Source organism: Pseudomonas bohemica (assembly GCF_002934685.1).
Taxonomy (GTDB): domain Bacteria; phylum Pseudomonadota; class Gammaproteobacteria; order Pseudomonadales; family Pseudomonadaceae; genus Aquipseudomonas; species Aquipseudomonas bohemica.
Genome location: NZ_NKHL01000094.1, coordinates 1 through 22,548, shown reverse-complemented (window position 1 = coordinate 22,548; position 22,548 = coordinate 1). Strand labels below are relative to the sequence as shown.

The window sequence follows — 22,548 nt, the reverse complement described above, 5'->3', positions numbered from 1 at the left end:
TTTCGCGCTTATGCGCTCTAAGGAACAGCAACGTGGAAGCACTGCACAAGAAAATTCGCGAGGAAGGCATCGTACTTTCCGACCAGGTATTGAAGGTCGACGCGTTTCTCAACCATCAGATCGATCCGGTCCTGATGCAGCAGATTGGTGACGAGTTCGCCACGTTGTTCGCAGGCGCCGGCATCACCAAGATCGTCACCATCGAAGCGTCGGGCATCGCGCCCGCGGTGATGACGGGCCTGAAACTGGGCGTTCCGGTGATTTTCGCACGCAAGCATCAGTCGCTGACTCTGACTGAAAACCTGTTCTCGGCGAGCGTCTATTCGTTCACCAAGCAGACCGAAAGCACCATCGCGATCTCCACGCGCCACCTGACCAGCAGTGATCGCGTGCTGATCATCGATGACTTCCTGGCCAACGGTAAGGCGTCCCAGGCGCTGATCTCAATCATCAAACAGGCCGGCGCCAGTGTGGCGGGGCTTGGTATCGTCATCGAGAAGTCGTTCCAGGGCGGCCGCGCGGAACTGGACTCGCAAGGCTATCGTGTGGAGTCTCTGGCACGCGTCAAATCGTTGAACGGCGGGGTGGTGACGTTCGTCGAATGACTGCGGATCAATTGTAAAAGAGCCCGCTGGCGCGCGATGGCGGTCTGTCAGCTGATGTATTCGTAGCAGGCAGACAGCAAACGTGGGCAAGCGCGCTGCTACAAGGTCCTCGCTGGCATCGCAAAACTATGGAGAGCACACATGGACATTGGCAAATCACTGAGCGTAGAAGCGTTCTTCGATCCGCAGACCTCGACCATCAGTTATCTGGTCCTGGACCGCTCGACCCTCAAGGCTGCGCTGATCGACAGTGTGTTGGACTACGACCCGAAATCCGGACGCACCGGCACTGAATCGGCGGACAAGCTGATCGCCAGAGTCCGTGATCTGGGCGTTTCTGTGGAATGGATTCTGGAGACCCACGTTCATGCCGATCATGTCTCCGCGGCCGCTTATCTCAAGGAAAAGCTGGGTGGCACCGTCGCTATCGGCAGCCACATCACCCGCGTGCAGAAAGTCTTCGGCACCTTGTTCAACGCCAAAGGCGAGTTCGCCCGCGACGGCAGCCAGTTCGATCGGCTGCTGGAAGATGACGCCCACTTTCAGGTCGGCGCGCTACAGGCCCGGGCGATGCACACCCCAGGCCACACCCCTGCCTGCATGACCTACCTGATCGAAGCCGAGGGCGAAATCGTGGCCTTCGTCGGCGACACCCTGTTCATGCCTGACTACGGCACCGCACGCTGTGACTTCCCGGGCGCCGACGCGCGCATGCTGTATCGCTCGATCGGCAAGATCCTCAGCCTGCCGCCGCAGACACGGCTGTTCATGTGCCACGACTATCTGCCCAACGGCCGTGAGTTGATGTACATGACCACCGTGGCCGAGCAGCGTGCGAACAACATCCATATTCGCGAAGGCATCGATGAAGAAGCCTTTGTGCAGATGCGCGAAAAACGTGATGCGACGCTGGACATGCCGGTGCTGATCCTGCCGTCGGTGCAGATCAACATGCGCGGCGGCCATATGCCGGAGCCTGAAGATAACGGCGTGCGCTACCTGAAAATCCCGATCAATGCGTTGTGATGATTCTTCTGCATGCACATTGAACCCGTGGAAGTGAGCTCGCTCACGAAGACTGATTTCCAGGCCATTAAGAGGCTGTGAATGTACGGCCTCTTCGTCCGACGACGGCCCCGAGCAGGCTCACTGCCGCAGAAGATTATCGTCGTCGAGTGCATGGGGTGAAAAACCGCCCAATGAGTTGATTAACCCCACTACAAAAAGCCCCACTGAACATGAATGAACACGAACTGATCGGAGCCGGCCTCGGTACGATCATTGGAGCGGTACTGGCGCTGACGGGCGCAGGCGGCGGGATTCTGGCGGTGCCGTTGCTGGTATTCGGCCTCGGCCTGACGATGGTCGAGGCGGCGCCGGTCGGATTGCTGGCGGTCGGGCTGGCGTCGGCGGTGGGCGCGTTGCTGGGGTTGCGTCAGGGCATCGTGCGCTATCGCGCGGCATTGTTCATCGCGGCAATTGGCATCTGTTTCGCGCCGCTGGGTCTGTGGTTGGCCCACCAGGTGCCCAACACTCCATTGGCAGTGGCTTTTGCGCTGGTGCTGCTGTATGCCTGCGGCAGAATGTATCGCAAGGCGGCCCATGAGCTGCAGCACGGAAAACCGCTCGACCGCGCAGCGTTTTTGCCGTGTGTACTCAATCCGCTGGAAGGCCGCTTGCGCTGGACCCTGCCCTGCGCCCGCTTTCTGGCTTTCACGGGGATGTTGTCGGGTTTGATGTCCGGCCTGCTCGGGGTGGGTGGCGGTTTCGTGATTGTCCCGGCACTGACCCGCTACACCGACCTGAACCTGAAAAGCATCGTGGCGACCTCACTGGCAGTGATCGCCCTGGTTTCCACCGGCAGCGTGGTCACCGCCAGCCTCAGCGGGGTCATGCATTGGGCGGTGGGTCTGCCCTTCGCAGCGGGTGCCGTGGCGGGATTGATGGCAGGGCGACAGCTGTCGCGATTCCTGGCGGGGCCAAGATTGCAGCAATTGTTTGCCGTGACCGGTTTTTTTGCTGCGGCGTTGTTGATCATCAAATCCGTTTTCTGACATCCGACATCGAACTGTGGGAGTGAGCTTGCTCACGAACGCGTCAGTGTCAGACACCATTACTGTGACTTAAGCGCCGCTTTCGTGAGCAAGCTCACTCCCACGGAGGTGTTGCGTATTGCCAGAGGTCTAACTCGTCGCCTGCAAGCCTGCCAGCACCAGCCGCTGATACAACTCCTCTCGCAAGCCCTGCGGCTCATCCAGCCCCATGCGCCGCAAATGCTCGGCAAACGCGCCGGGCTCGGGCGCTTCGAGGGTAGCCCTGCCCAACTCGATGATCTCTGTGAGTTTGAATTTGCTTTTCAACCAGTTCAGCGCCCGCAGCAAATCACGCTCCTGCACGCTGAAATCGCTGCCCAGCGGGTACTCGACGAACAAGGACGGGAACTGATCGCGGATCTCTTTCAGCCGTTGCGGCGTGTTCTGGGTAAACAGCGGGTCAAGGCGAAATCCCTTTGGCAGCTTACCCGCCTTCTGCGCCTGATCGATCAGACCCGGCTGAAAGCGAGAGTCGGTGATGTTGAGCAAAGCTTCGATTACCGCCGCGTCAGTCTTGCCGCGTAGATCGGCAATCCCGTATTCGGTGATGATGACATCGCGCAGGTGCCGAGGAATCGTTGTGTGGCCGTATTCCCAGACGATATTCGAACTCACCTCACCGCCCGATTCGCGCCAGCTGCGCAGGATCAGAATCGAGCGGGCGTCTTCCAGCGCATGGGCCTGGGCCACAAAGTTGTATTGCCCTCCCACACCGCTGACCACGCGCCCATCGGCCAGTTGATCGGACACCGCCGCGCCCAGAAGCGTCACGGTAAACGCGCTGTTGATGAACCGCGCATCGCGCCGCTGCAAGCGCTTTAAAACCTCATCGCCATACAGTTCGTTGATGTAGCTGATCGCCGTCATGTCGATCTGCTCCAACTGTGCGGGCGAGAACTCGCGCAGGCGCTCATAGAAGCTTCGCGGCCCCAGAAAAAACCCGCCGTGGATCAGCACGCCGTTGCCATGAAGCGTTTCGTCCAGCGCGCCGGCGTTAGCCAGTTTCTGCAGTTCCACATCCGGGTAAACCTTGCGCCGAACGATGCCTGCGTCGAGCAACACCAACAGGCCGTTGACCAGCATTTCGCTGCAGCCATAAAGCCCGGCGACAAAGGGCATCACCCCGCCTTGCGCTTCGATCAGCGGCTTCCAGGTGCAAATCCCTTCCAGCTCGGCAAGGCAGGCACGATAGGTCTCGTTGTCGGCTTGCCGCGCCAGCAATGCTGCAGTTAATGCATCGCCCATAGAACCGATACCGATCTGCAACGTGCCGCCATCTTTCACCAACGTGCTGGCATACAGGCCAATAAAGTGGTCCTGAAAGCCCACCGGCATATTCGGCGTGGAGAATAACGTGCTGCGTTCTTCGTATTCGATCAACAGGTCGAACGTGTCAACGCTCACCTCGGCGTTGCCCGGCATGTCCGGCATGTAAGGCAGATCGGCATGAACGTGGCCAAGCACGAGGATGTGTTCGCCGGCGGCACGACGCTTTTCAAGCATATGCAGCAGATCAAGGGTGATGTCAGGGTTGCAGCTCAGGCTCAGGTGATCGGGATGTTGTGGGTCATGTGCCACCAACTGCGCAACCAGATTCACGCCATTGGCGTTGATGTCCCGAGCGGCATGGCTGTAGTTGCTGCTGACATACTCCTGTTGCGCCTGCGCGCTGCCCAGCAGGCTGCCGGGCTGCATGAAGAATTGCTCGACCTGTACGTTCGGCGGCAGGTTGCTCTTGTGCAAGTCGGCGAGGAAATCCAACTCCAGATAATCGCCAAACACGCGCTCGAGAAACGGCTCAAGAAAGCGCCGCTGCAAGCCGTCGCCCGCCTTTGGCCGCCCCAGGCACAGCGCGGTGTAGATGGTCAGCTGGCGATCAGGCAGGGATTTGATCCGAGCATAAAGTGCGTTGGCGAACCGGTTGGGCTTGCCCAGCCCCAAAGGCATCCCCATGCGAATGTGCGCCGGCAGCTCGGCCAGCACATGATCGACAGCTTGCTCGATCGAGCAGGAATGCGGCATCCGGCCTCTCCTGGTTTGTTATTCGATGGAGCTTGGACCGGGGATGAGGCGCAATTGCTGCAAACGCCAATGATTCAGCAGGATTTTGATCCTGCCAGGAGGGTGTAGGAGCAAAGCTTGCTCGCGATCTGGCGCGTGGCGGCAGCAAATGTTGACCACGCGTTTTGTCTGACCCGGCGAATGCTCTGGTTTTACTGCCGGTACCCGGCAGGTCGCGAGCAAGCTGCGCTCCTACGGCCCTCGGCCAGAAGCGAGACCCCGGTCTGGCCAGGTCAGTTTCTTCGTGTATCGATCGCCACCAGCTTGTCGTCAAGGAACCGCAGATGGTGGTACGCACCATTGCGAGGGCCGTAAACCCAGAGGGCGACCTTGGCAGCGTTAAACGGTCTTGCACTACCGCTTCGCATAACTGGAAGCTGCTCAACACTGCTATCCGGCGCGCCGCATTTCTCACGGACCACGCTGACCGTATCGCCAAGGCTGATCAGCGAAGTCCCACATCGCATCGTGGCGTCTGCCGTACCGGTGAACATCACGAAAGGAAGCGTCCATATCAGTAGTGTTTTCTTGAACATACGATCCTGTTTACCCATGCCCAGAACCGGTCACAGCCCAGACATTTTCTTGATCGCGCCTTTCAACTCGTCATCCGAGCAATCGGCGCAGGTGCCTTTGGGTGGCATGGCTTTGATGCCGGTAATCGCCTTGGCAAGCAGCTCGTCGAGCCCGCCCTGTTCCTTGGCGCGTTTGCCCCAGTCCGCGCTATCGCCGATCTTTGGTGCCCCCAGCAGGCCGGCGCCGTGGCAGGTGTTGCAGTGTTTGCTGATGACATCATCGGGGGATTTTGCGCCGCCCGCGCTGCCTGGGGTAGCTGCGACGTCCATACCCGAACATTCCTTACCCTGAATGCAGACTTGTCCGACCGGCTCCAGCCGTTTGGCGAGGTCATCTTGGGTGGAGGCCTGGGCGGCAAAGACCCAGCAGGCAAGAAGTGCAACGGCAGCCAGGATCCTGTTAGTCAGGTTCACATTTTCACCCTCATGGTGGCTATAACGCGCCTGCGATCGGGCCGCAGGTGGCGAAAGTATAGCCCGTTGACCGTAACATCCCTGAGCGGAGCAAGGGTATTAGCGCGTCGACCGTTCGCTCCGGCACAAGCGTCCAATCCCCCCGGCACGTGGCAGGGAGCGGCTGTGGCTGATCAGAAATTCGCGGGCGTGGCGGCGCTGATGAGTCGCGCCGGGACGTCGAACGGGTTGCGAAAGCGATGAGGTCGCGTGCTTTCGAAATAGTAGCTGTCGCCTGCTTCGAGCACGTAGGTGTCGAGGCCCACCACCAGTTCCAGGCGACCTTCGACCAGAATGCCGGTCTCTTCGCCTTCGTGGACGAGCATTTCTTCGCCGGTGTCGGCGCCTGGCGGGTAGACCTCGGTCAGGAAGGCGATCGCCCTGCCCGGGTGGGATTTGCCGACCAGTTTCATGGTGACGGCGCCGTCTGAAATATCGATCAGTTCGCTGGCTTTGTAGACCACCTGGGTCGGGTTTTCCGGCTCGAGCTCTTCGGAAAAGAACTCCACCATCGACATCGGAATGCCGCTCAGCACCTTGCGCAGGGAGCTGATCGATGGGCTGACGCTGTTCTTCTCGATCATGGAAATGGTGCTGTTGGTCACGCCCGCTCTTTTGGCGAGTTCACGTTGCGACAGACCTTTGAGTTTGCGAATGGATTGCAGTCGTTCACCGACGTCCAATGCGGGGGTCCTCCGGATAATCAAGCACGGTCAAGTGGCCGCCATCATGGCAACAGCGTTCAGTATTTACAACACTTGGAGCCGTTGGCTGATTAGCCGAGAGGCTTACGGCGGCAGGGCGCCGCGATGGGATTGTAGATACGATGCCGTCAGGCCCCGGAATAGAGCCTTGGCACCCGCTTGAGGTTGCAGAAGATCTGATAGGGAATGGTTCCGGCGCTGGCAGCAACGTCGCTGGCCAGCACATTTTTGCCCCACAATTCGACGCGACTGCCCAAGCCTGCGCCCGGCACATTGGTCAGGTCGACGCAGAGCATGTCCATCGATACGCGACCCAGCAACTGGCTGCGCTGGCCGTCGATCATCACCGGCGTGCCGGTCGGCGCCTGGCGTGGATAGCCGTCGGCATAGCCCATCGCAACCACACCGATGCGCATGTTGCGGTCGGCGACGAATGCGCCGCCATAACCTACGGGCTCGCCCGCTGGCAGTTCGCGCACGCAGATGACTTTGGACTCCAGGGTCATGACCGGCTGCAGACGATCGGCGACCGACTGCGGCTGATCGAAAGGCGTAGCGCCGTAGAGCATGATGCCGGGACGAACCCAATCGCTCGGTACGTTCGGCCAGCCCATCACCGCCGGCGAGTTGCGCAGGCTGACTTGCGCCGTCAGCCCTTCGCGGGCTGACTCAAAGATTGCCACTTGCTCGTCGGTGCGCACGCTGCCCAGTTCATCGGCGCGAGCGAAGTGGGTCATCAGCACGATTTTGGCCGTTTTACCGGTAGCCAGCAGGCGCTGATAGGCGGCCTGGTATTCACCCGGATGAATGCCGACGCGATGCATGCCCGAATCCATCTTCAACCAGATGTGCAGCGGCTTGCCGACGTTGGTTTTCTCGATGGCTTCGAGTTGCCAACTCGAATGAACCACGCACCAGATATCGTGCTCGACGATGAGCGCCAGTTCCTCGGCTTCGAAAAAGCCTTCCAGCAGCAGAATCGGCGCGCCAATACCGGCCTGCCGCAGTTCCAGTGCTTCTTCAATGCAGGCGACGGCGAACCCGTCGGCCTCGGTTTCCAGCGCCTGCGCGACACGCACGGCGCCATGCCCATATGCATCGGCCTTGATCACGGCAAGAGCCCTGGCTCCCGCGATTTCACGGGCCAGTTGATAGTTGTGGCGCAGGGCCGAAAGATCGATGAGGGCGCGGGCTGGACGCATGGTGGCGTGATTCTGATCGTAGGGAGTTGGGAGATCTGTGGGAGTGAGCGTGCTCACGAAGGCGTCGCGTTGGACGACTCATTTGCGTCGTCCGGCAAGACGCCTTCGCGAGTAAGCTCGCCCCCACGGAGACGATGGTAGATCAACTGTTTACGGCAATGCCGCGGTTACGGACAGCTCAACCAGAATCTGCGGCTCGCACAGCTTGGCTTCAACCGTTGCGCGGGCCGGCGCGAAGCCTTTGGGCAGCCACTTGTCCCACACGCTATTCATCCCGGCGAAATGCGCGTCTATGTCCTTGAGATAAATCGTGACCGACAGAATGCGGCTCTTGTCGGTGCCAGCCAGGTCCAGCAGGCGCTCGATGTTGGCCAGCACCTCGCGGGTCTGCTGTTCGATACCCGCTGTCATGTCGTCACCCACTTGCCCGGCGAGATAGACGGTGCCGTTGTGGACGACGATCTGACTCATGCGCTCATTGGTGAGCTGGCGCTGTACTGACATGCTTGGCGATCTCCTTGGAACTACCGTAGCGGGAAATGTCGAGGCCTTCGGCACTGATCTGTGGCTTTTTGCGGGCGATCAGATCAGCCAGCAAGCGACCGGAGCCGCAGGCCATTGTCCAGCCCAGTGTGCCGTGGCCGGTATTGAGGAACAGATTGCGATATGGCGTGGCACCGACGATTGGCGTGCCATCCGGCGTGGTCGGACGCAGACCGGTCCAGAAACTCGCCTCGCTCAGATTGCCGCCCTGAGGATAGAGATCGCTGACGATCATCTCCAGCGTTTCGCGTCGGCGAGGATTGAGCGAGAGGTCAAAACCGGCAATCTCGGCCATGCCGCCAACCCGGATGCGGTTGTCGAAACGGGTGATTGCCACCTTGTAGGTCTCGTCGAGAATGGTCGAGGTCGGTGCCATGTCTGGGTTGGTGATCGGCACGGTCAGCGAGTAACCCTTGAGTGGATAGACAGGCGCCTTGATGCCCAAAGGTTTGAGCAATTGCGGCGAGTAACTGCCCAGCGCCAGCACGTAGCGATCGGCCGTTTCCAGCTTGCCGTTGACGCGCACGCCATTGATCCGGTCACCCGCGAAGTCAATCGACTCGATGGACTGGCCGAAACGAAATTCAACGCCTAACTTCACACACATCTCGGCCAGACGCGTGGTGAACAGCTGGCAATCGCCGGTCTGGTCGTTTGGCAGACGCAGCGCGCCACTGAGGATATTGCTTACGCTGGCCAACGCGGGTTCGACGCGGGCGATGCCTGCGCGGTCAAGCACTTCGTAAGGCACGCCAGCCTGCTCGAGCACGGCGATGTCCTTGGCGGCGTTATCCAGTTGTTCCTGGGTGCGGAACAGTTGCGTGGTGCCCAAGCGACGGCCTTCGTATGCGATACCGGTCTCGGCGCGCAATTCGTCGAGGCAATCGCGGCTGTACTCGGACAGACGCACCATGCGCTCCTTGTTCACGGCATAACGGCTTTGCGTGCAGTTGCGCAGCATTTGCGCCATCCACAGATACTGATCGATGTCGGCGGTCGCTTTGATCGCCAGCGGCGCGTGGCGCTGCAACAACCATTTGATGGCCTTGAGGGGCACGCCAGGCGCGGCCCATGGCGATGCGTAGCCAGGCGAAACCTGGCCGGCGTTAGCGAAACTGGTTTCCAGGGCAGCAGCGGGCTGACGGTCGACGACAGTCACCTCAAAGCCCGCTCGGGCCAGATAGTAAGCACTGGTAACACCGATTACGCCACTTCCAAGGACCAGGACGCGCATGTTGATTCCCTCATCGCGGATATCCGCTGACGTTTTGAAGTTTTAAGCAAGGATGTGCGCAGTATAAAAAGCATCGAGCAGTGCTTTTCACTATATAACCGCCTATATTCGGCGTTAATTATCGGCAACCGACGCTTTCGCAGAGGGGATTTTTCAATGCGCACCCAACACCAGTCAAAACGCGAGCTGGACAAGATAGATCGCAACATCCTGCGCATCCTGCAAAGCGACGGCAGAATCTCTTTCACGGAGTTGGGAGAACGCGTGGGGCTGTCTACCACGCCGTGTACGGAGCGAGTCCGCCGGCTCGAGCGCGAAGGCATCATCATGGGTTACAACGCCCGGCTCAATCCGCAGAATTTGAAGGCTAGCCTGCTGGTATTCGTAGAGATCAGTCTGGATTACAAATCAGGCGACACTTTCGAGGAATTTCGCCGAGCGGTCCTCAAATTGCCCCATGTCCTGGAGTGTCATCTGGTGTCAGGGGATTTTGATTACCTGGTGAAGGCGCGCATTTCCGAGATGGCGTCGTACCGCAAGCTGCTGGGCGACATCCTGCTCAAGCTGCCCCATGTGCGTGAATCCAAGAGCTATATCGTGATGGAAGAGGTGAAGGAGAGTTTGAATTTGCCGATTCCGGAGTGAGTTGGCGAAAGCCCGTTACACCAATACCTGCCGGGTCGAGGCGATAAATTCATGCACCTGCTTCTCGACTCGCGGGTGAATCAGGGTTTCGGGGCGGCGGCCATTGGGGCATGGCAACGTAGCCGTAGTGCCGAACAGGCGGCAGATCAGCGGGCGCTCGTCGTACACCGTGCAACCGTCCGGCCCCAAGTGCACGCAGTTGAGCTCGTTGAGCGCTGCCTCCTGCTCTGCCGCGGTCTTGCGCGGCAAGCGCGCCATCTCTTCGGACGACGTCGTCACCGGCCCACAACAATCATGGCAACCCGGCACGCAGGCGAAGGATGGAATCTGCCGCCGCAGATCGCGGATTTTCTGGCTATTGCAGCTCATTGCGAGAGTTTTCCCTGTGAGAGGCGGCAATTGTGCATCAGCGAACTTCAGACCAACAGAGGCCTCGTCCTGTGGGGGCTTGCTCGCGAAGCTGACTCGCAGGCACCGAAGATTCCAAACAGCCCCTGTCGTGAGCAAGTTCACTCCCACAAAGGCTTCGCACCTTGTCCAGGGTCTGGATTCCTTGCCCCTCCATCTCGACGCCGCTACCCTCCGTAAAATTCCAGACAGCAGTCCAGAGATCCTCCTATGAATGCCTCTCGCCACGCCGCGTCCTATTACGCGGCCAGCAGCCACGCACAGCCTGACTACCCTACCCTCACCGGCGAGCGAACGGTTGATGTCTGTGTGGTCGGCGGTGGGTTCTCCGGCCTCAATACCGCTATCGAACTGGCAGAACGAGGCCTGAGCGTGGCGCTGTTGGAAGCGCACAAGATCGGCTGGGGCGCCAGCGGACGCAATGGCGGACAGTTGATCCGCGGCGTCGGTCATCACGTCGAGCGCTTTCACGATCAGGTCGGCATTGAGGGCGTGCGTCAATTCAAGCTCATGGGGCTTGAGGCCGTCGAAATCGTCCGACAGCGCGTCGAGAAGTACCAGATCGACTGCGACCTGACCTGGGGTTACTGCGACCTGGCCAACAAACCCAAGGAGTTCGACGGCTTTATCGAAGATGCCGAGGAACTGCGCAGCTTGGGCTATCGTCACGACTTGCAGCTCATCAAGCCGCAGGATATCCGCAGCGTGATCGACTCCGGCGATTATGCGGGCGGCCTGCTCGATATGGGTTCGGGCCACTTGCACCCGCTTAATCTGGCGCTGGGTGAGGCACGCGTTGCTCAAAACCTCGGTGTGGAATTGTTCGAACAGTCTGCCGTGACCCGCCTCGAATATGGCTCGCAAGTCAAAGTGCACACGGCCCAGGGTCTGGTCCGGGCCAACACACTGGTCCTCGGTTGCAACGCCTACCTGAATGATCTGGACCCGACACTCAGTGGTAAGGTCCTGCCAGCGGGCAGCTATATCATCGCCACCGAGCCACTGAGTGATGACCTCGCCCGACAGCTGCTGCCCCGCAACACTGCGATGTGCGACCAGCGCGTGGCTGTGGATTATTTCCGGCTTTCAGCGGACAGGCGTCTGCTGTTCGGCGGTGCCTGCCATTATTCCGGCCGCGACCCGCAGGACATCGGCGCATACATGCAGCCGAAGATGCTCAAGGTGTTCCCGCAGCTCAAGGATGTGAAGATCGATTTTCAGTGGGGCGGCATGATCGGTATCGGCGCCAACCGGCTGCCGCAGATCGGACGTCTGAAAGAGCACCCCAATGTGTTTTATGCGCAGGCGTACTCAGGACATGGCCTGAATGCCACGCATCTGGCGGGCAAGTTGCTGGGTGAAGCCATCAGCGGTCAGCACAGCGGCGGTTTCGAATTGTTTGCCAAGGTACCGCACATGACGTTTCCCGGAGGCAAGCATTTGCGCTCGCCGTTGCTGGCATTGGGGATGCTTTGGCATCGCCTGAAAGAGCTGGTCTGAACCGGATAAAAACTGCGGGAGTAGCTTGCTCACGAAACCGGAGTGTCAGGCACAGTGGGCCAGGCCTGCCGCATTCGTGAGCAAGCTCACTCCCACAGGTTGATAGCGTGCGTCCGATGACGCCCCACCACTGGTCAATCCCTCCAAAACGGCTTGGCACCTTCGATTCGCGCCTGCTCGTAACTCAGGCCGATATCGCGTAGCTGGTCATCCGTCAGCCCGAGCAAAGCCTGCCGGGTGCGCCGCCGGTGTTGAAACAGGCCCCAGAGACTCAAACCTTTCGGCGCGTTGAGCCGGACCCTTGGCTCATGCTCCTCAACCAGCTCCCGTGCATACAGCGTTAATCGAACATCGCTCATTCCGCTCATTTCCAGACACCTCTTCATGGTTTCAACTGACTCCATGATGCGTCTGTATGAAAAACCATTACAGATCCAAACAATTCTATTTTTTTGCATACAGCTTCAATACATCGGCGCCTGAATGCTGTATTTTCGCCCCATCTGTATCGGTCAGCCGACGGAACTGTGCGGGAGTACGCTATGACCCTCTACGTCAATCTTGCCGAGCTGCTCGGCACACGCATCGAAAACGGCTTCTATCGTCCCGGCGATCGGCTGCCCTCGGTTCGGGCTTTGAGCCTTGAACACGGCGTCAGCCTGAGTACCGTGCAGCAGGCCTACCGATTGCTGGAGGACAATGGTCTGGCCTCGCCACGTCCAAAATCGGGCTACTTCGTTCCCGCCGGACGCAAGACACCGGCCCTGCCTGCCGTAGGACGTCCAGCGCAGCGGCCTGTGGATATTTCGCAATGGGATCAGGTGCTGGAACTGGCCCGTGCCATTCCCAGCCCTGACATCGTGCAGTTGGCGCGCGGGATGCCGGACATCACCAGCCCAACCCTGCGCCCGCTGACTCAGGCACTGGGCAAGATCAGTCGCCGCCAGGACATGCCCGGCCTGTATTACGACAACATCTATGGCACCCAATGTCTGCGTGACCAAGTGGCGCGCCTGTTGCTGGATTCGGGCACGCGCATCGATCCGAACGATCTGGTCATCACCACCGGCGCACAGGAAGCATTGGCCGTCAGCATCCGATCGATCTGTCAGCCGGGCGATATCGTGGCGGTGGATTCGCCCAGCTTTCACGGCGCGATGCAGGCGCTGAAGGGGCTGGGAATGAAAGCGCTGGAGATCCCCACCGACCCGGTCACCGGGATCAGTCTCGACGCGCTGGAGCTAGCGCTCGAACAGTGGCCGATCAAGGCCATACAGCTGACGCCCAGCTGCAACAATCCGCTGGGCTACATCATGCCCGAGGAGCGCAAACGCGCGCTGCTGACCCTCGCTCAGCGCTACGACGTGGCGATCATCGAAGACGACGTGTATGGCGATCTGGCGTACACCTATCCTCGCCCGCGCACGATCAAATCCTTCGACGAAGACGGGCGCGTTCTACTGTGCAGTTCGTTCTCGAAAACCCTCGCTCCCGGCCTGCGCGTCGGCTGGATCGCCCCAGGTCGCTATCTGGACCGGGTGCTGCACATGAAGTACATCAGCACCGGCTCGACGGCTACCCAGCCGCAACTGGCCATCGCCGAGTTTCTCAAGGCCGGCCATTACGAGCCACACATGCGTCGGATGCGTGGCCAGTACCAGCGCAGCCGCGATTTGATGACCGATTGGGTGACGCGCTATTTCCCGGAGGGCACCCGCGTCAGTCGTCCTCAGGGAGGCTTCATGCTGTGGATTGAGCTGCCCGAGGATTTCGACTCCTTGCGACTCAATCGAGCGCTGGAAGGTGAAGGCGTACAGATCGCCGTGGGCAATATCTTTTCGGCTTCAGGCAAATACAGAAACTGCCTGCGCATGAACTTCGCCGCCAAGCCCACGCCGCAGATCGAGGAGGCTGTACGCAAGGTCGGCGCGATGACCGCGCAACTGATGGCTCAGGCCGATTCGGCATGACTTAACCTTTTGCGGAAAATGCGGTCATATCGCCATGATGTGACTTCTGGATGATTTCGTTGACCAAAACATGGCCACTCCCCCTTCTTCTGGCCTTTGCCCTCGGCGTCGGGGGATGCGCGCGCACGACTGCGCAGCAAGACGCGCCGAGCCAGGCGCTGCCGGCTGCGGGGTCGGCCTTTGGGCGCTCGATCCTCGCCGAAGCGGCGCCCCATGAGGGCCGATCGGGTTTTCGTCTGCTGCCCAACAGCACTGAAGCCTTCATGGCGCGTGCCGAGCTTATTCGTAACGCCAAGACCAGTCTGGATCTGCAGTACTACATCGTTCATGACGGGCTCAGCACCCGTGCGCTCATTGACGAGCTGCTCAAGGCAGCGGACCGCGGCGTGCGCGTGCGCATTCTGCTGGACGACACCACCAGCGACGGTCTGGATGAAGTCATCGCCACCCTCGCCGCCCATCCGAACATCCAGATTCGCCTGTTCAACCCGCTGAACCTGGGGCGCAGTACCGGCGCCACGCGGTCGCTCGGTCGGCTGTTCAACCTCTCCCAGCAGCACCGACGCATGCATAACAAACTGTGGCTGGCCGACAGCGCCGTGGCGATCGTCGGTGGGCGTAATCTGGGTGATGAGTACTTCGACGCTGAGCCAAATCTGAACTTCACCGACATCGACATGCTCAGCGTCGGGCCGGTGGCCGAGCAGTTGAGCCACAGTTTCGATCAGTACTGGAACAGCACCCTGAGCAGGCCGGTCGATGATTTTATCTACTGGCCGCCGGACGCCAGGGATCTGGCACAGGGGCGCAAACAGCTGGAGGCCTCGCTGGAACAGGCGCATGTCGAGAAAAAAGCGCTCTACGAACGGCTGATGGCTTACAAGGCTCAGCCGCGCATGAAAACCTGGCTCAACGAGCTGATCTGGGCCCACAACCAGGCGCTGTGGGATGCCCCGACCAAGGTGCTGTCCCGTGGCGAGCCCGATCCGCACCTGCTGCTGACCACTCAGTTGAGTCCGGATCTGCTGAACGTGCATCAGGAACTGATCATGATCTCGGCCTATTTCGTGCCGGGTCAGGAAGGCCTGACGTACCTCACCGGGCTGTCGGATAAAGGTGTGTCGGTCAATCTGCTGACCAATTCGCTTGAGGCAACGGATGTGCCTGCGGTTCACGGTGGCTATGCGCCCTATCGCAAGGCTTTGCTGGCTCATGGCGTGAAGCTGTTCGAACTGCGGCGCCAGCCCGGCGATCCAAGTAATGCGCGAGGCAGCGGGCCGAGGTTTCTACGAACCAAAACCCTCAAGGGCGGGTCGGAATCCAGCCTGCATAGCAAGGCGATGATCTTCGATCGGCAGAAAACCTTTGTCGGTTCCTTCAACTTTGACCCACGCTCGGTGCTGTGGAATACCGAAGTCGGTGTGCTGGTCGACAGCCCCGAACTCACCGGATACCTGCGGGATCTGGCCCTGCAAGGTATGGCACCTGCGATCAGTTATCAGGCGAAGCTGGAAAATGATCACGTGGTCTGGGTCACCGAGGACAACGGCAAGATTCACACGTTGTACAAGGAGCCCGGCGACTGGTGGCGCCGACTGAACGCGTGGTTCAGCAGCGCCGTGGGTCTAGAGCGGATGCTCTAGGCGGTTGCCGGTTGCACGCCGAACGCCCGAGGTCGCTGCGACAGGATCACCAGGCCCAACGCCCCGGCGGCCATCAGTAGCGGCAACGCCTGACCGCTGACCCATTGGCTGCCAGCCCCGGCGGCCAATGGCCCCAACAAGCAGCCGATGCCCCAGAGCTGCGCCACATGGGCATTGGCGCGCACTAACGCGTCGTCACGATAGCGTTCGCCGATGAGAATCAGCGACAGGGTAAAAAGCCCACCCGCACTGGCGCCGAAAAGCACCCATAGCGGCCAGATGGCAATGGAGTCCACCAACAACGGAATCGCCAGGCTCGACAGCATCAGCGCCAGCGCACAGCCCGAGAACAGTCGACGGCGGGAAATCCGGTCGGCCAGCGCGCCAATCGGCAATTGCAGTAAGGCATCACCCACCACCACCGTGCTGACCATTGCCAACGCCACTTCGGGAGTGAAGCCTTGTTGAAGGCAATACACCGGTAGCAGCGTCAGGATCATCGCTTCGAACCCTGCGAACAGCGCGATGGCCCACGCAATGGCAGGCAGTTTTCTACAGAAACCACCAAGATCACGCAGCGAAACATGACTCGATTCAGCACTCGGCGCACCGGTTCGGCCCAATAACAATAAGGGCGAAGTCGCGAGCAGTGCAGCACCGACCCAAAAACCGTAATCGTGTTCGGTACCGATCCCGCCGAGCAGCAGCGGGCCGCCCAGCTGGCTCAAGGCGTAGCAGCTGCCGTACAGCGCCACCAGCTTGCCGCGCAGGTTTTCGGTAACCAGTTGGTTGATCCAGCTTTCGCCGAGGATGAACACCATGGTCAGGATCACCCCAAGCATCAGGCGCAGCACCAGCCAGATCCAGTAATTGGGCAGCAGCGCCAACAAGCCGACGGAGATCGAGCCGCCCCACAGACACAGGCGCATAACATTAGCCGTACCCAGGATGGAAGCCATGCGGCTGGCCAGACTGGCGCCCAACAGAACGCCGATGGCCGGCATCGCAGCCATGACACCAATGGCAAAGGCACCGTAGCCCCAGGCTTCGAGGCGCAACGACACCAGCGGCATGCTCACGCCCAGCGCCAGACCAACGCTCAGCACGGACGACAGCACCGCGAAATATGTACCCCAACGCATCACCACGCTCCTGTGGCTCAAAGAGATGAAACGAAACAGCCGGGCTTTTTTGGGGAAGCCCGGCTGTTTTCAGATTCGACTCGCCCTGCAGCAGTCCGGGTTGTCGGCGGTGGCGACCTCAAGTACGTCACCGCCGGCAAGCCGGGCTGCTGCGGGGAAACCCCTAACGTGTCGCGACCTTACAATTTGATCCAGGTCGCTTTCAGTTCGGTGTACTTGTCGAACGCATGCAGCGACTTGTCGCGCCCATTGCCGGATTGTTTGAACCCGCCGAATGGCGCAGTCATGTCGCCGCCATCGTACTGATTGACCCACACGCTGCCTGCGCGTAACGCTTTCGCGGTCAGGTGAGCCTTGGACAAGTCGGCCGTCCATACCGCCGCTGCCAGGCCATAGGGCGTGTCGTTGGCGATTTGCACCGCTTCTTCAGCGGTATCGAAGGTCAGCACCGACAGCACCGGGCCGAAGATCTCTTCCTGGGCGATCTTCATGGCATTGGTCACACCGTCGAAAATCGTTGGCTCGACGTAAGTCCCGCCGGTCTCCTGCAGGATGCGCTTGCCACCGGCGACCAGCTTGGCGCCGTCGGTGTGACCGGATTCGATGTAGGAGAGCACGGTATTCATCTGCTGGGTGTCCACCAGCGCGCCGACGTTTGTTGCAGGGTCGAGCGGGTTGCCCGGCTTCCAGGCTTTGAGCGCCTCGATCACCATCGGCAGGAATTTGTCCTTGATCGAGCGTTCCACCAGCAGACGCGAGCCTGCGGTACACACCTCGCCCTGGTTGAAAGCGATGGCGCTGGCAGCCGATTCGGCAGCGGCTTGCAGGTCCGGGGCGTCGGCGAAGACGATGTTCGGGCTCTTGCCACCGGCTTCCAGCCAGACGCGCTTCATGTTCGATTCGCCTGCGTAGATCAGCAGTTGCTTGGCGATCTTGGTCGAGCCGGTGAATACCACCGTATCGACGTCCATGTGCAGCGCCAGCGCCTTGCCGACGGTGTGGCCATGGCCCGGCAATACGTTGAGCACGCCTTTCGGAATACCCGCCTCGATTGCCAGCTGCGCGACGCGGATGGCGGTCAGCGGCGACTTTTCCGACGGTTTGAGAATCACCGAGTTACCGCTGGACAGCGCCGGGCCAAGTTTCCAGCTCGCCATCAGCAGCGGGAAGTTCCACGGCACGATGGCCGCGACGACGCCTATCGGCTCGCGAGTGACCAGACCCAACTGGTCGTGCGGGGTGGCAGCAACTTCGTCGTACAGCTTGTCGATAGCCTCACCGCTCCAGCTCAACGCCTGCGCGGAGCCTGGAATGTCGATGCCGTATGAGTCGCCGATCGGTTTGCCCATGTCGAGGGTTTCGAGCAGGGCGAGTTCTTCGATGTTTTCTTTGATCAGGGCGGCGAAACGAATCATCGCGGCCTTGCGCTTGACCGGCGCCAGACGCGACCAGACGCCGGAATCGAAGGCGGCGCGGGCGCTTTCGACAGCACGCTGGGCGTCGGCGCCATCACAGCTGGCCACTTTTGCGAGGAAACGACCATCGACCGGGCTGATGCAGTCGAAGGTGGCGCCGGATGCGGCGTTGGTGTATTCGCCGTTGATGAAGGCGCGGCCTTCGATCTTCAAACTCTGGGCGCGTTTTTCCCAGTCAGCATGAGTCAGGGTGGTCATGAAACGTCCTCCTCTTAAGAAATGTGCGCGCCCTCGCGCTCTTGAACCGTGCTGCAGGACATCGCCTGACGTGCTGTCGGATCGGCCAAAGGCATCCGTCACCCTAAACCAGCGCCAAGAGAATTTCCAATATATTGGACAAAAATAGGCAAAACGGCGTTTTATCGTGCATTTTATTCAACAGTTGCTTTTTACGACGCGCCATTGGGTTTGGCACTATCGCCAAAAACCTTCCTCCAATAATCATCTTCCACTGCGATCCAGGAGCCAGAGACATGAGTATCGAAAGCATCGTCGACTTCAGCGAAGCCTCCCCCGTTGCGGAGCGCTACAAACCCGATGCAGAGAAGATTCTGAAGGGCGATCCCGAGCAAACCATCTACAACCATTACAACAGCCCTTGCGGCCAGATGAGCGCGGGCGTGTGGGAAGGTGAAGTCGGACAGTGGAAGGTCAACTACACCGAGCATGAATACTGCGAGATCGTGCAGGGCGTGTCGGTGCTGCGCGATGAGCAAGACAACGCAAAAACCCTGCGCGCGGGGGATCGATTCGTGATTCCAGCGGGGTTCAAAGGGACATGGGAAGTGCTGGAGGCGTGCCGCAAGATTTATGTGGTGTTCGAGCAGAAGGGTTGAGCCATATCTGTAGGAGCGCGTTTGCCGGCGGTGACGATCTGTCAGTCGCACATCTGTTGCCTGTCATAACGCGATCGCGGGCAGGCGCGCTCCCGAAGGATCAATACGATACAAATCACCCGCCCACGAAAAAGCCCGCATCGCTGCGGGCTTTTCGTAAGAGGCAAAGATCAATTACTTGATTTTGGCTTCTTTGTAGATCACGTGCTTGCGAACAACCGGATCGAATTTTTTAATTTCGATTTTGTCCGGAGTGGTGCGTTTGTTCTTGTCGGTGGTGTAGAAGTGGCCGGTGTTAGCGGTCGACACCAAACGGATCAATTCACGCATGATTTTCTCCCTTAAACCTTAGCGCCATCACGGCGAATTTCGGCCAGAACGACATCAATGCCGCGCTTGTCGATGATACGCATGCCTTTGGCAGATACGCGCAGACGTACGAAGCGTTTCTCGCTCTCAACCCAGAAGCGGTGATGCTGCAGGTTTGGCAGGAAACGACGACGGGTTTTGTTGTTTGCGTGGGAAATGTTATTCCCGGTTACCGGACCCTTACCGGTAACTTGACATACTCTCGACATGCCTCAGCCCTCTAAAACCACATGCCCAACCCGGCATGGGTTGGCCGCTTAATCTCTCAGTCATGGCGCTAGGCGCCGCGTTTCTTCAGGGGTCTTACCGGCCACACCTACGAAGAAGGAAGCGGGCCCCTAGAAAAGAGCGCTGCTTTATACCAGAAAGCCCAGGGTGCAACAACAGAAACGACTAATTACCTGCTAGAAAATCAGGGTATCAAGCCTGACAAAGCCAGCGGCAGTGGGCGGGACGGGAAATATACCACTCGTCGCACCGGATAGATTGTCCTGTGCCGATGCATGGTCTAGGGTAACTCCCTCTCCAGACTGCGCCGGCAGATGGGCTATCTCTGAAAGGAAAATCGCCATGCGCCTAGCTGTTTTACCCTTTTTGCTCGCGTCCCTGACCGCGCCGTTGATGGCTCAGGCGGCCACCAGCCTGAGCGTCTGCACTGAAGCCAGCCCCGAGGGTTTCGACGTGGTGCAGTACAACTCGCTGACCACCACCAATGCCTCGGCCGATGTGCTGATGAACCGTCTGGTGGACTACGATGCCCAGACCGGCAAGCTGGTGCCCAGTCTGGCAGAAAGCTGGACGGTCCAGCCTGACGGCCTGACCTACGACTTCAAACTGCGCTCGGGGGTGAAATTCCATCACACCGACTACTTCACCCCCACTCGCGATTTCAACGCCGATGACGTGGTGTTCAGTTTCCAGCGCATGCTCGACCCGGCCAACCCGTGGAACAAAGTTGCCGCGCAGGGCTTCCCGCATGCTCAGTCGATGCAATGGCCGTCGCTGATCAAGAAGATCGAAGCGCCAGACGCCAATACCGTGCGCGTCACCCTCGACCACCCGGACGCGACGTTCCTCGCCACCTTGAGTATGGGCTTCGCTTCCATTTATTCTGCTGAATACACCGCACAGCTGCTCAAGGCCGGGACTCCGGAGAAGCTCAATAGTCAGCCGATCGGCACCGGGCCGTTTATCTTCAAGCGTTTCCAGAAAGACTCGGTGGTGCGTTACACCGCCAACCCGGATTACTTCGCGGGGAAGCCTAATGTCGACACCCTGATCTATGCGATCACGCCAGACGCCAATGTTCGGCTGCAGCGGATCAAACAGAACGAGTGCCAGGTCGCCCTCTCGCCCAAGCCATTGGATGTCGCAGAAGCAGCCAAGGATCCGAACCTGAAAGTCGAAAAAACTGACGCTTTCATGACCGCGTTCCTGGCGATCAACAGCCAGCATCCACCGCTGGATAAGCCGGAAGTGCGTCAGGCGATCAACCTCGCGTTCGACAAGGACACCTACCTCAAGGCTGTATTCGAAGGTTCGGCCCGCCCGGCAAATGGCCCGTACCCGCCCAACACCTGGGGTTACGCCAGCGACCTGCCGGGCTACAAGCATGACGTCGCCAAGGCTAAAGAGCTGTTAGCCAAGGCTGGCCTGAAAGATGGCTTCAAGACCACCATCTGGACCCGCCCTTCCGGCAGTTTGCTCAACCCGAACCCGAGCGCCGGCGCGCAATTGCTGCAAAATGACCTCGCCGCAGTTGGCATCAAGGCGGAAATCAAGGTGATTGAATGGGGCGAGCTGATCCGCCGCGCCAAGCCCGGCGAGCATGATTTACTGTTCATGGGCTGGGCGGGCGATAACGGCGACCCCGATAACTTCCTGACACCGCAGTTTTCCTGCGCAGCGGTTAAATCCGGCACCAACTTCGCGCGCTATTGCGATGATGGCCTGGACAAGCTAATCGGCCAGGGCAAGGCCGTGACCGATCAGGGCCAACGCAGCAAGCTTTACCATCAGGTCCAGGAGCAGATCCAGAAACAGGCCCTGTGGCTCCCGTTGGCCCACCCGACCGCTTTCGCTCTGGCACGCAACAATGTGCAGGGTTACGAGGTCAGCCCGTTTGGGCGGCAGGATTTTTCCAAAGTGACGGTCAAATAAGCCAGGACTATGACAGTGGGCTTACACCTGTAGCAATCCGGCTTGCCGGCAGTAGCGCGCAAAATCGCTACCGCCGGAAGCCGGAGTGCTACAAGGCATCGGCGCCCGGCAGACCGCTGCGAAAAAACGCAATCGGGCGCCTGTTACATCAACCCATGTTCGACCATCGACAACGGATCACCGTCGCCGACGATGATGTGATCCACCACCATTACGTCAACCATCGCCAGGGCGCTCTTCAGATGTTTGGTCAGGTCGATATCGGCCTGGCTCGCGTCGCACACACCGGAAGGATGGTTGTGACAGTTATGTAACATGTCACCAAATGTGTTGCATTGGTGCTCGACATGATTCATCCCGCATCCTCCATCCAAATTCGAAAACTGACCGGTTCCAACGGTGAGCTGTGGCCTGTTCTGCTGAGGGACGGGATCCCGCTCATCTTGCCAAATCTTTGGGTCGACGAGGTCTGCATGGCTTCGGCTCCAAACACCGCTGAAGCCTACCTCAGAGACATCGCCTTGATCTACAGATGGGCTGCTTCGAAGGGAGTGAACCTAGGACAGTGCCTAAGGAGCCTCAGGGGCTTCACCGCGCCCCAGCTTCGAGCTATCGCCAAGGAGCTATGTACCACCCGGCACGGCGAGGAAGCTAGCAGAGCCACCTGCATACGGCGCTCTGAGGCTGTTCGCAGCTTCATGAGATTTGCATTTGGGTATTACACAGAAACCCAGAAGGTGTCTCTGCAAGAGCAAGCTCAGGCCGACAAAAATTTGTCTACACAGCTCGCGAATTTCCTAAGGCACGTACGTCGCCATGTGAACGTCGCAAAACCTGCAAACTGAATCGCCCCCTGGTTTCATAGACACCTCCAAGCCTCATAATGAGGCCCAAATAGGAGGTGCCATGAGTCGTCAGCGTTACCCCGAA

22 protein-coding genes and 1 pseudogene are annotated in these 22,548 nt (G+C 59.5%); 9 read left to right on the top strand and 14 right to left on the bottom strand.

The genetic code is table 11. The features are described 5' to 3' along the window. The first annotated feature begins 32 nt into the window (after positions 1-32). From CE491_RS07645 to CE491_RS07635, 3 genes are all read left to right on the top strand, one after another. Positions 33-605 carry a xanthine phosphoribosyltransferase gene (locus CE491_RS07645; protein WP_110947742.1) on the top strand — a complete coding sequence of 191 codons (573 nt, stop codon included), beginning with the start codon at positions 33-35 and terminating at the stop codon, positions 603-605. A 141-nt stretch (positions 606-746) separates the two neighbouring features. Further along, positions 747-1,631 (top strand): MBL fold metallo-hydrolase, encoded by an 885-nt coding sequence (locus CE491_RS07640; RefSeq protein WP_110947741.1) that lies wholly within the window; start codon positions 747-749, stop codon positions 1,629-1,631. 212 nt (positions 1,632-1,843) lie between these two features. Next, the gene (locus CE491_RS07635; protein ID WP_110947740.1) at positions 1,844-2,659 is read left to right on the top strand and encodes a sulfite exporter TauE/SafE family protein; all 816 of its coding nucleotides are present in this window, start codon (positions 1,844-1,846) and stop codon (positions 2,657-2,659) included. Between the two features lie 129 nt (positions 2,660-2,788). Here CE491_RS07635 and CE491_RS07630 read toward each other — a convergent pair whose 3' ends face one another. From CE491_RS07630 to dadA, 7 genes are all read right to left on the bottom strand, one after another. Continuing rightward, positions 2,789-4,720: an acetyl-CoA hydrolase/transferase C-terminal domain-containing protein gene (locus tag CE491_RS07630; RefSeq protein WP_110947739.1), complete on the bottom strand. Its 1,932-nt coding sequence runs from the start codon at positions 4,718-4,720 to the stop codon at positions 2,789-2,791. Positions 4,721-4,992: 272 nt separating this feature from the next. Further along, positions 4,993-5,313 carry a DUF2845 domain-containing protein gene (locus CE491_RS07625; RefSeq protein ID WP_234407539.1) on the bottom strand — a complete coding sequence of 107 codons (321 nt, stop codon included), beginning with the start codon at positions 5,311-5,313 and terminating at the stop codon, positions 4,993-4,995. A 12-nt stretch (positions 5,314-5,325) separates the two neighbouring features. Beyond that, positions 5,326-5,748, bottom strand: a complete 423-nt coding sequence (locus CE491_RS07620; RefSeq protein ID WP_110947738.1) for a c-type cytochrome — start codon at positions 5,746-5,748, stop codon at positions 5,326-5,328. A 173-nt stretch (positions 5,749-5,921) separates the two neighbouring features. Next, positions 5,922-6,470 (bottom strand): cupin domain-containing protein, encoded by a 549-nt coding sequence (locus CE491_RS07615; protein WP_110947737.1) that lies wholly within the window; start codon positions 6,468-6,470, stop codon positions 5,922-5,924. A 149-nt stretch (positions 6,471-6,619) separates the two neighbouring features. Further along, positions 6,620-7,693 carry an alanine racemase gene (gene alr, locus CE491_RS07610; RefSeq protein ID WP_110947736.1) on the bottom strand — a complete coding sequence of 358 codons (1,074 nt, stop codon included), beginning with the start codon at positions 7,691-7,693 and terminating at the stop codon, positions 6,620-6,622. A gap of 150 nt (positions 7,694-7,843) precedes the next feature. Next, positions 7,844-8,197: a RidA family protein gene (locus tag CE491_RS07605; RefSeq protein ID WP_110947735.1), complete on the bottom strand. Its 354-nt coding sequence runs from the start codon at positions 8,195-8,197 to the stop codon at positions 7,844-7,846. Beyond that, the gene (dadA, locus tag CE491_RS07600) at positions 8,169-9,470 is read right to left on the bottom strand and encodes a D-amino acid dehydrogenase (RefSeq protein ID WP_110947734.1); all 1,302 of its coding nucleotides are present in this window, start codon (positions 9,468-9,470) and stop codon (positions 8,169-8,171) included. The genes CE491_RS07605 and dadA overlap by 29 nt, the downstream gene beginning before the upstream one ends. 156 nt (positions 9,471-9,626) lie before the next feature. On the opposite strand from dadA, the gene dadR reads away from it, so the two are divergent. After that, entirely contained in the window at positions 9,627-10,115 is a 489-nt protein-coding gene (gene dadR / locus CE491_RS07595; RefSeq protein ID WP_074754679.1) for a transcriptional regulator DadR, read from the top strand. 15 nt (positions 10,116-10,130) lie between these two features. Here dadR and CE491_RS07590 read toward each other — a convergent pair whose 3' ends face one another. Next, entirely contained in the window at positions 10,131-10,484 is a 354-nt protein-coding gene (locus CE491_RS07590; RefSeq protein WP_110947733.1) for a YkgJ family cysteine cluster protein, read from the bottom strand. A 249-nt stretch (positions 10,485-10,733) separates the two neighbouring features. Between CE491_RS07590 and CE491_RS07585 the strand changes: the two genes are divergently transcribed. Further along, on the top strand, positions 10,734-12,023 hold the full coding sequence (locus CE491_RS07585) for an NAD(P)/FAD-dependent oxidoreductase (RefSeq protein WP_110947732.1): 1,290 nt from the start codon (positions 10,734-10,736) through the stop codon (positions 12,021-12,023). Between the two features lie 134 nt (positions 12,024-12,157). Here CE491_RS07585 and CE491_RS07580 read toward each other — a convergent pair whose 3' ends face one another. After that, positions 12,158-12,391 carry a DUF1127 domain-containing protein gene (locus CE491_RS07580; RefSeq protein ID WP_110947776.1) on the bottom strand — a complete coding sequence of 78 codons (234 nt, stop codon included), beginning with the start codon at positions 12,389-12,391 and terminating at the stop codon, positions 12,158-12,160. Positions 12,392-12,565: 174 nt separating this feature from the next. Between CE491_RS07580 and CE491_RS07575 the strand changes: the two genes are divergently transcribed. Continuing rightward, the gene (locus tag CE491_RS07575) at positions 12,566-13,993 is read left to right on the top strand and encodes an aminotransferase-like domain-containing protein (protein ID WP_110947731.1); all 1,428 of its coding nucleotides are present in this window, start codon (positions 12,566-12,568) and stop codon (positions 13,991-13,993) included. A 50-nt stretch (positions 13,994-14,043) separates the two neighbouring features. After that, positions 14,044-15,636 carry a phospholipase D family protein gene (locus tag CE491_RS07570; RefSeq protein ID WP_407681335.1) on the top strand — a complete coding sequence of 531 codons (1,593 nt, stop codon included), beginning with the start codon at positions 14,044-14,046 and terminating at the stop codon, positions 15,634-15,636. On the opposite strand, the gene CE491_RS07565 is transcribed toward CE491_RS07570, so the two are convergent. Then, positions 15,633-16,778, bottom strand: coding sequence for an MFS transporter (locus CE491_RS07565; RefSeq protein ID WP_110947730.1), 1,146 nt, complete (start codon positions 16,776-16,778; stop codon positions 15,633-15,635). The two genes, CE491_RS07570 and CE491_RS07565, sit on opposite strands and share 4 nt — an antisense overlap. A gap of 179 nt (positions 16,779-16,957) precedes the next feature. Then, positions 16,958-18,451, bottom strand: coding sequence for an aldehyde dehydrogenase (locus tag CE491_RS07560; RefSeq protein ID WP_110947729.1), 1,494 nt, complete (start codon positions 18,449-18,451; stop codon positions 16,958-16,960). Positions 18,452-18,726: 275 nt separating this feature from the next. Between CE491_RS07560 and CE491_RS07555 the strand changes: the two genes are divergently transcribed. Further along, on the top strand, positions 18,727-19,089 hold the full coding sequence (locus tag CE491_RS07555; RefSeq protein WP_110947728.1) for a cupin domain-containing protein: 363 nt from the start codon (positions 18,727-18,729) through the stop codon (positions 19,087-19,089). A 174-nt stretch (positions 19,090-19,263) separates the two neighbouring features. Here CE491_RS07555 and rpmG read toward each other — a convergent pair whose 3' ends face one another. Both rpmG and rpmB read right to left on the bottom strand, forming a co-directional pair. Beyond that, a complete protein-coding gene (gene rpmG / locus CE491_RS07550) occupies positions 19,264-19,419 on the bottom strand; it encodes a 50S ribosomal protein L33 (protein ID WP_010225867.1) in 156 nt (51 codons plus the stop codon). Positions 19,420-19,430: 11 nt separating this feature from the next. Then, complete coding sequence (rpmB, locus tag CE491_RS07545) at positions 19,431-19,667, bottom strand: 50S ribosomal protein L28 (RefSeq protein ID WP_108236194.1); 237 nt, start codon at positions 19,665-19,667, stop codon at positions 19,431-19,433. A 361-nt stretch (positions 19,668-20,028) separates the two neighbouring features. Between rpmB and CE491_RS07540 the strand changes: the two genes are divergently transcribed. Further along, entirely contained in the window at positions 20,029-21,618 is a 1,590-nt protein-coding gene (locus CE491_RS07540; RefSeq protein WP_110947727.1) for an ABC transporter substrate-binding protein, read from the top strand. 143 nt (positions 21,619-21,761) lie between these two features. Here CE491_RS07540 and CE491_RS07535 read toward each other — a convergent pair. Beyond that, positions 21,762-21,935, bottom strand: a pseudogene (locus CE491_RS07535) (JAB domain-containing protein); the annotation flags it as partial. Between the last annotated feature and the right edge of the window lie 613 nt (positions 21,936-22,548).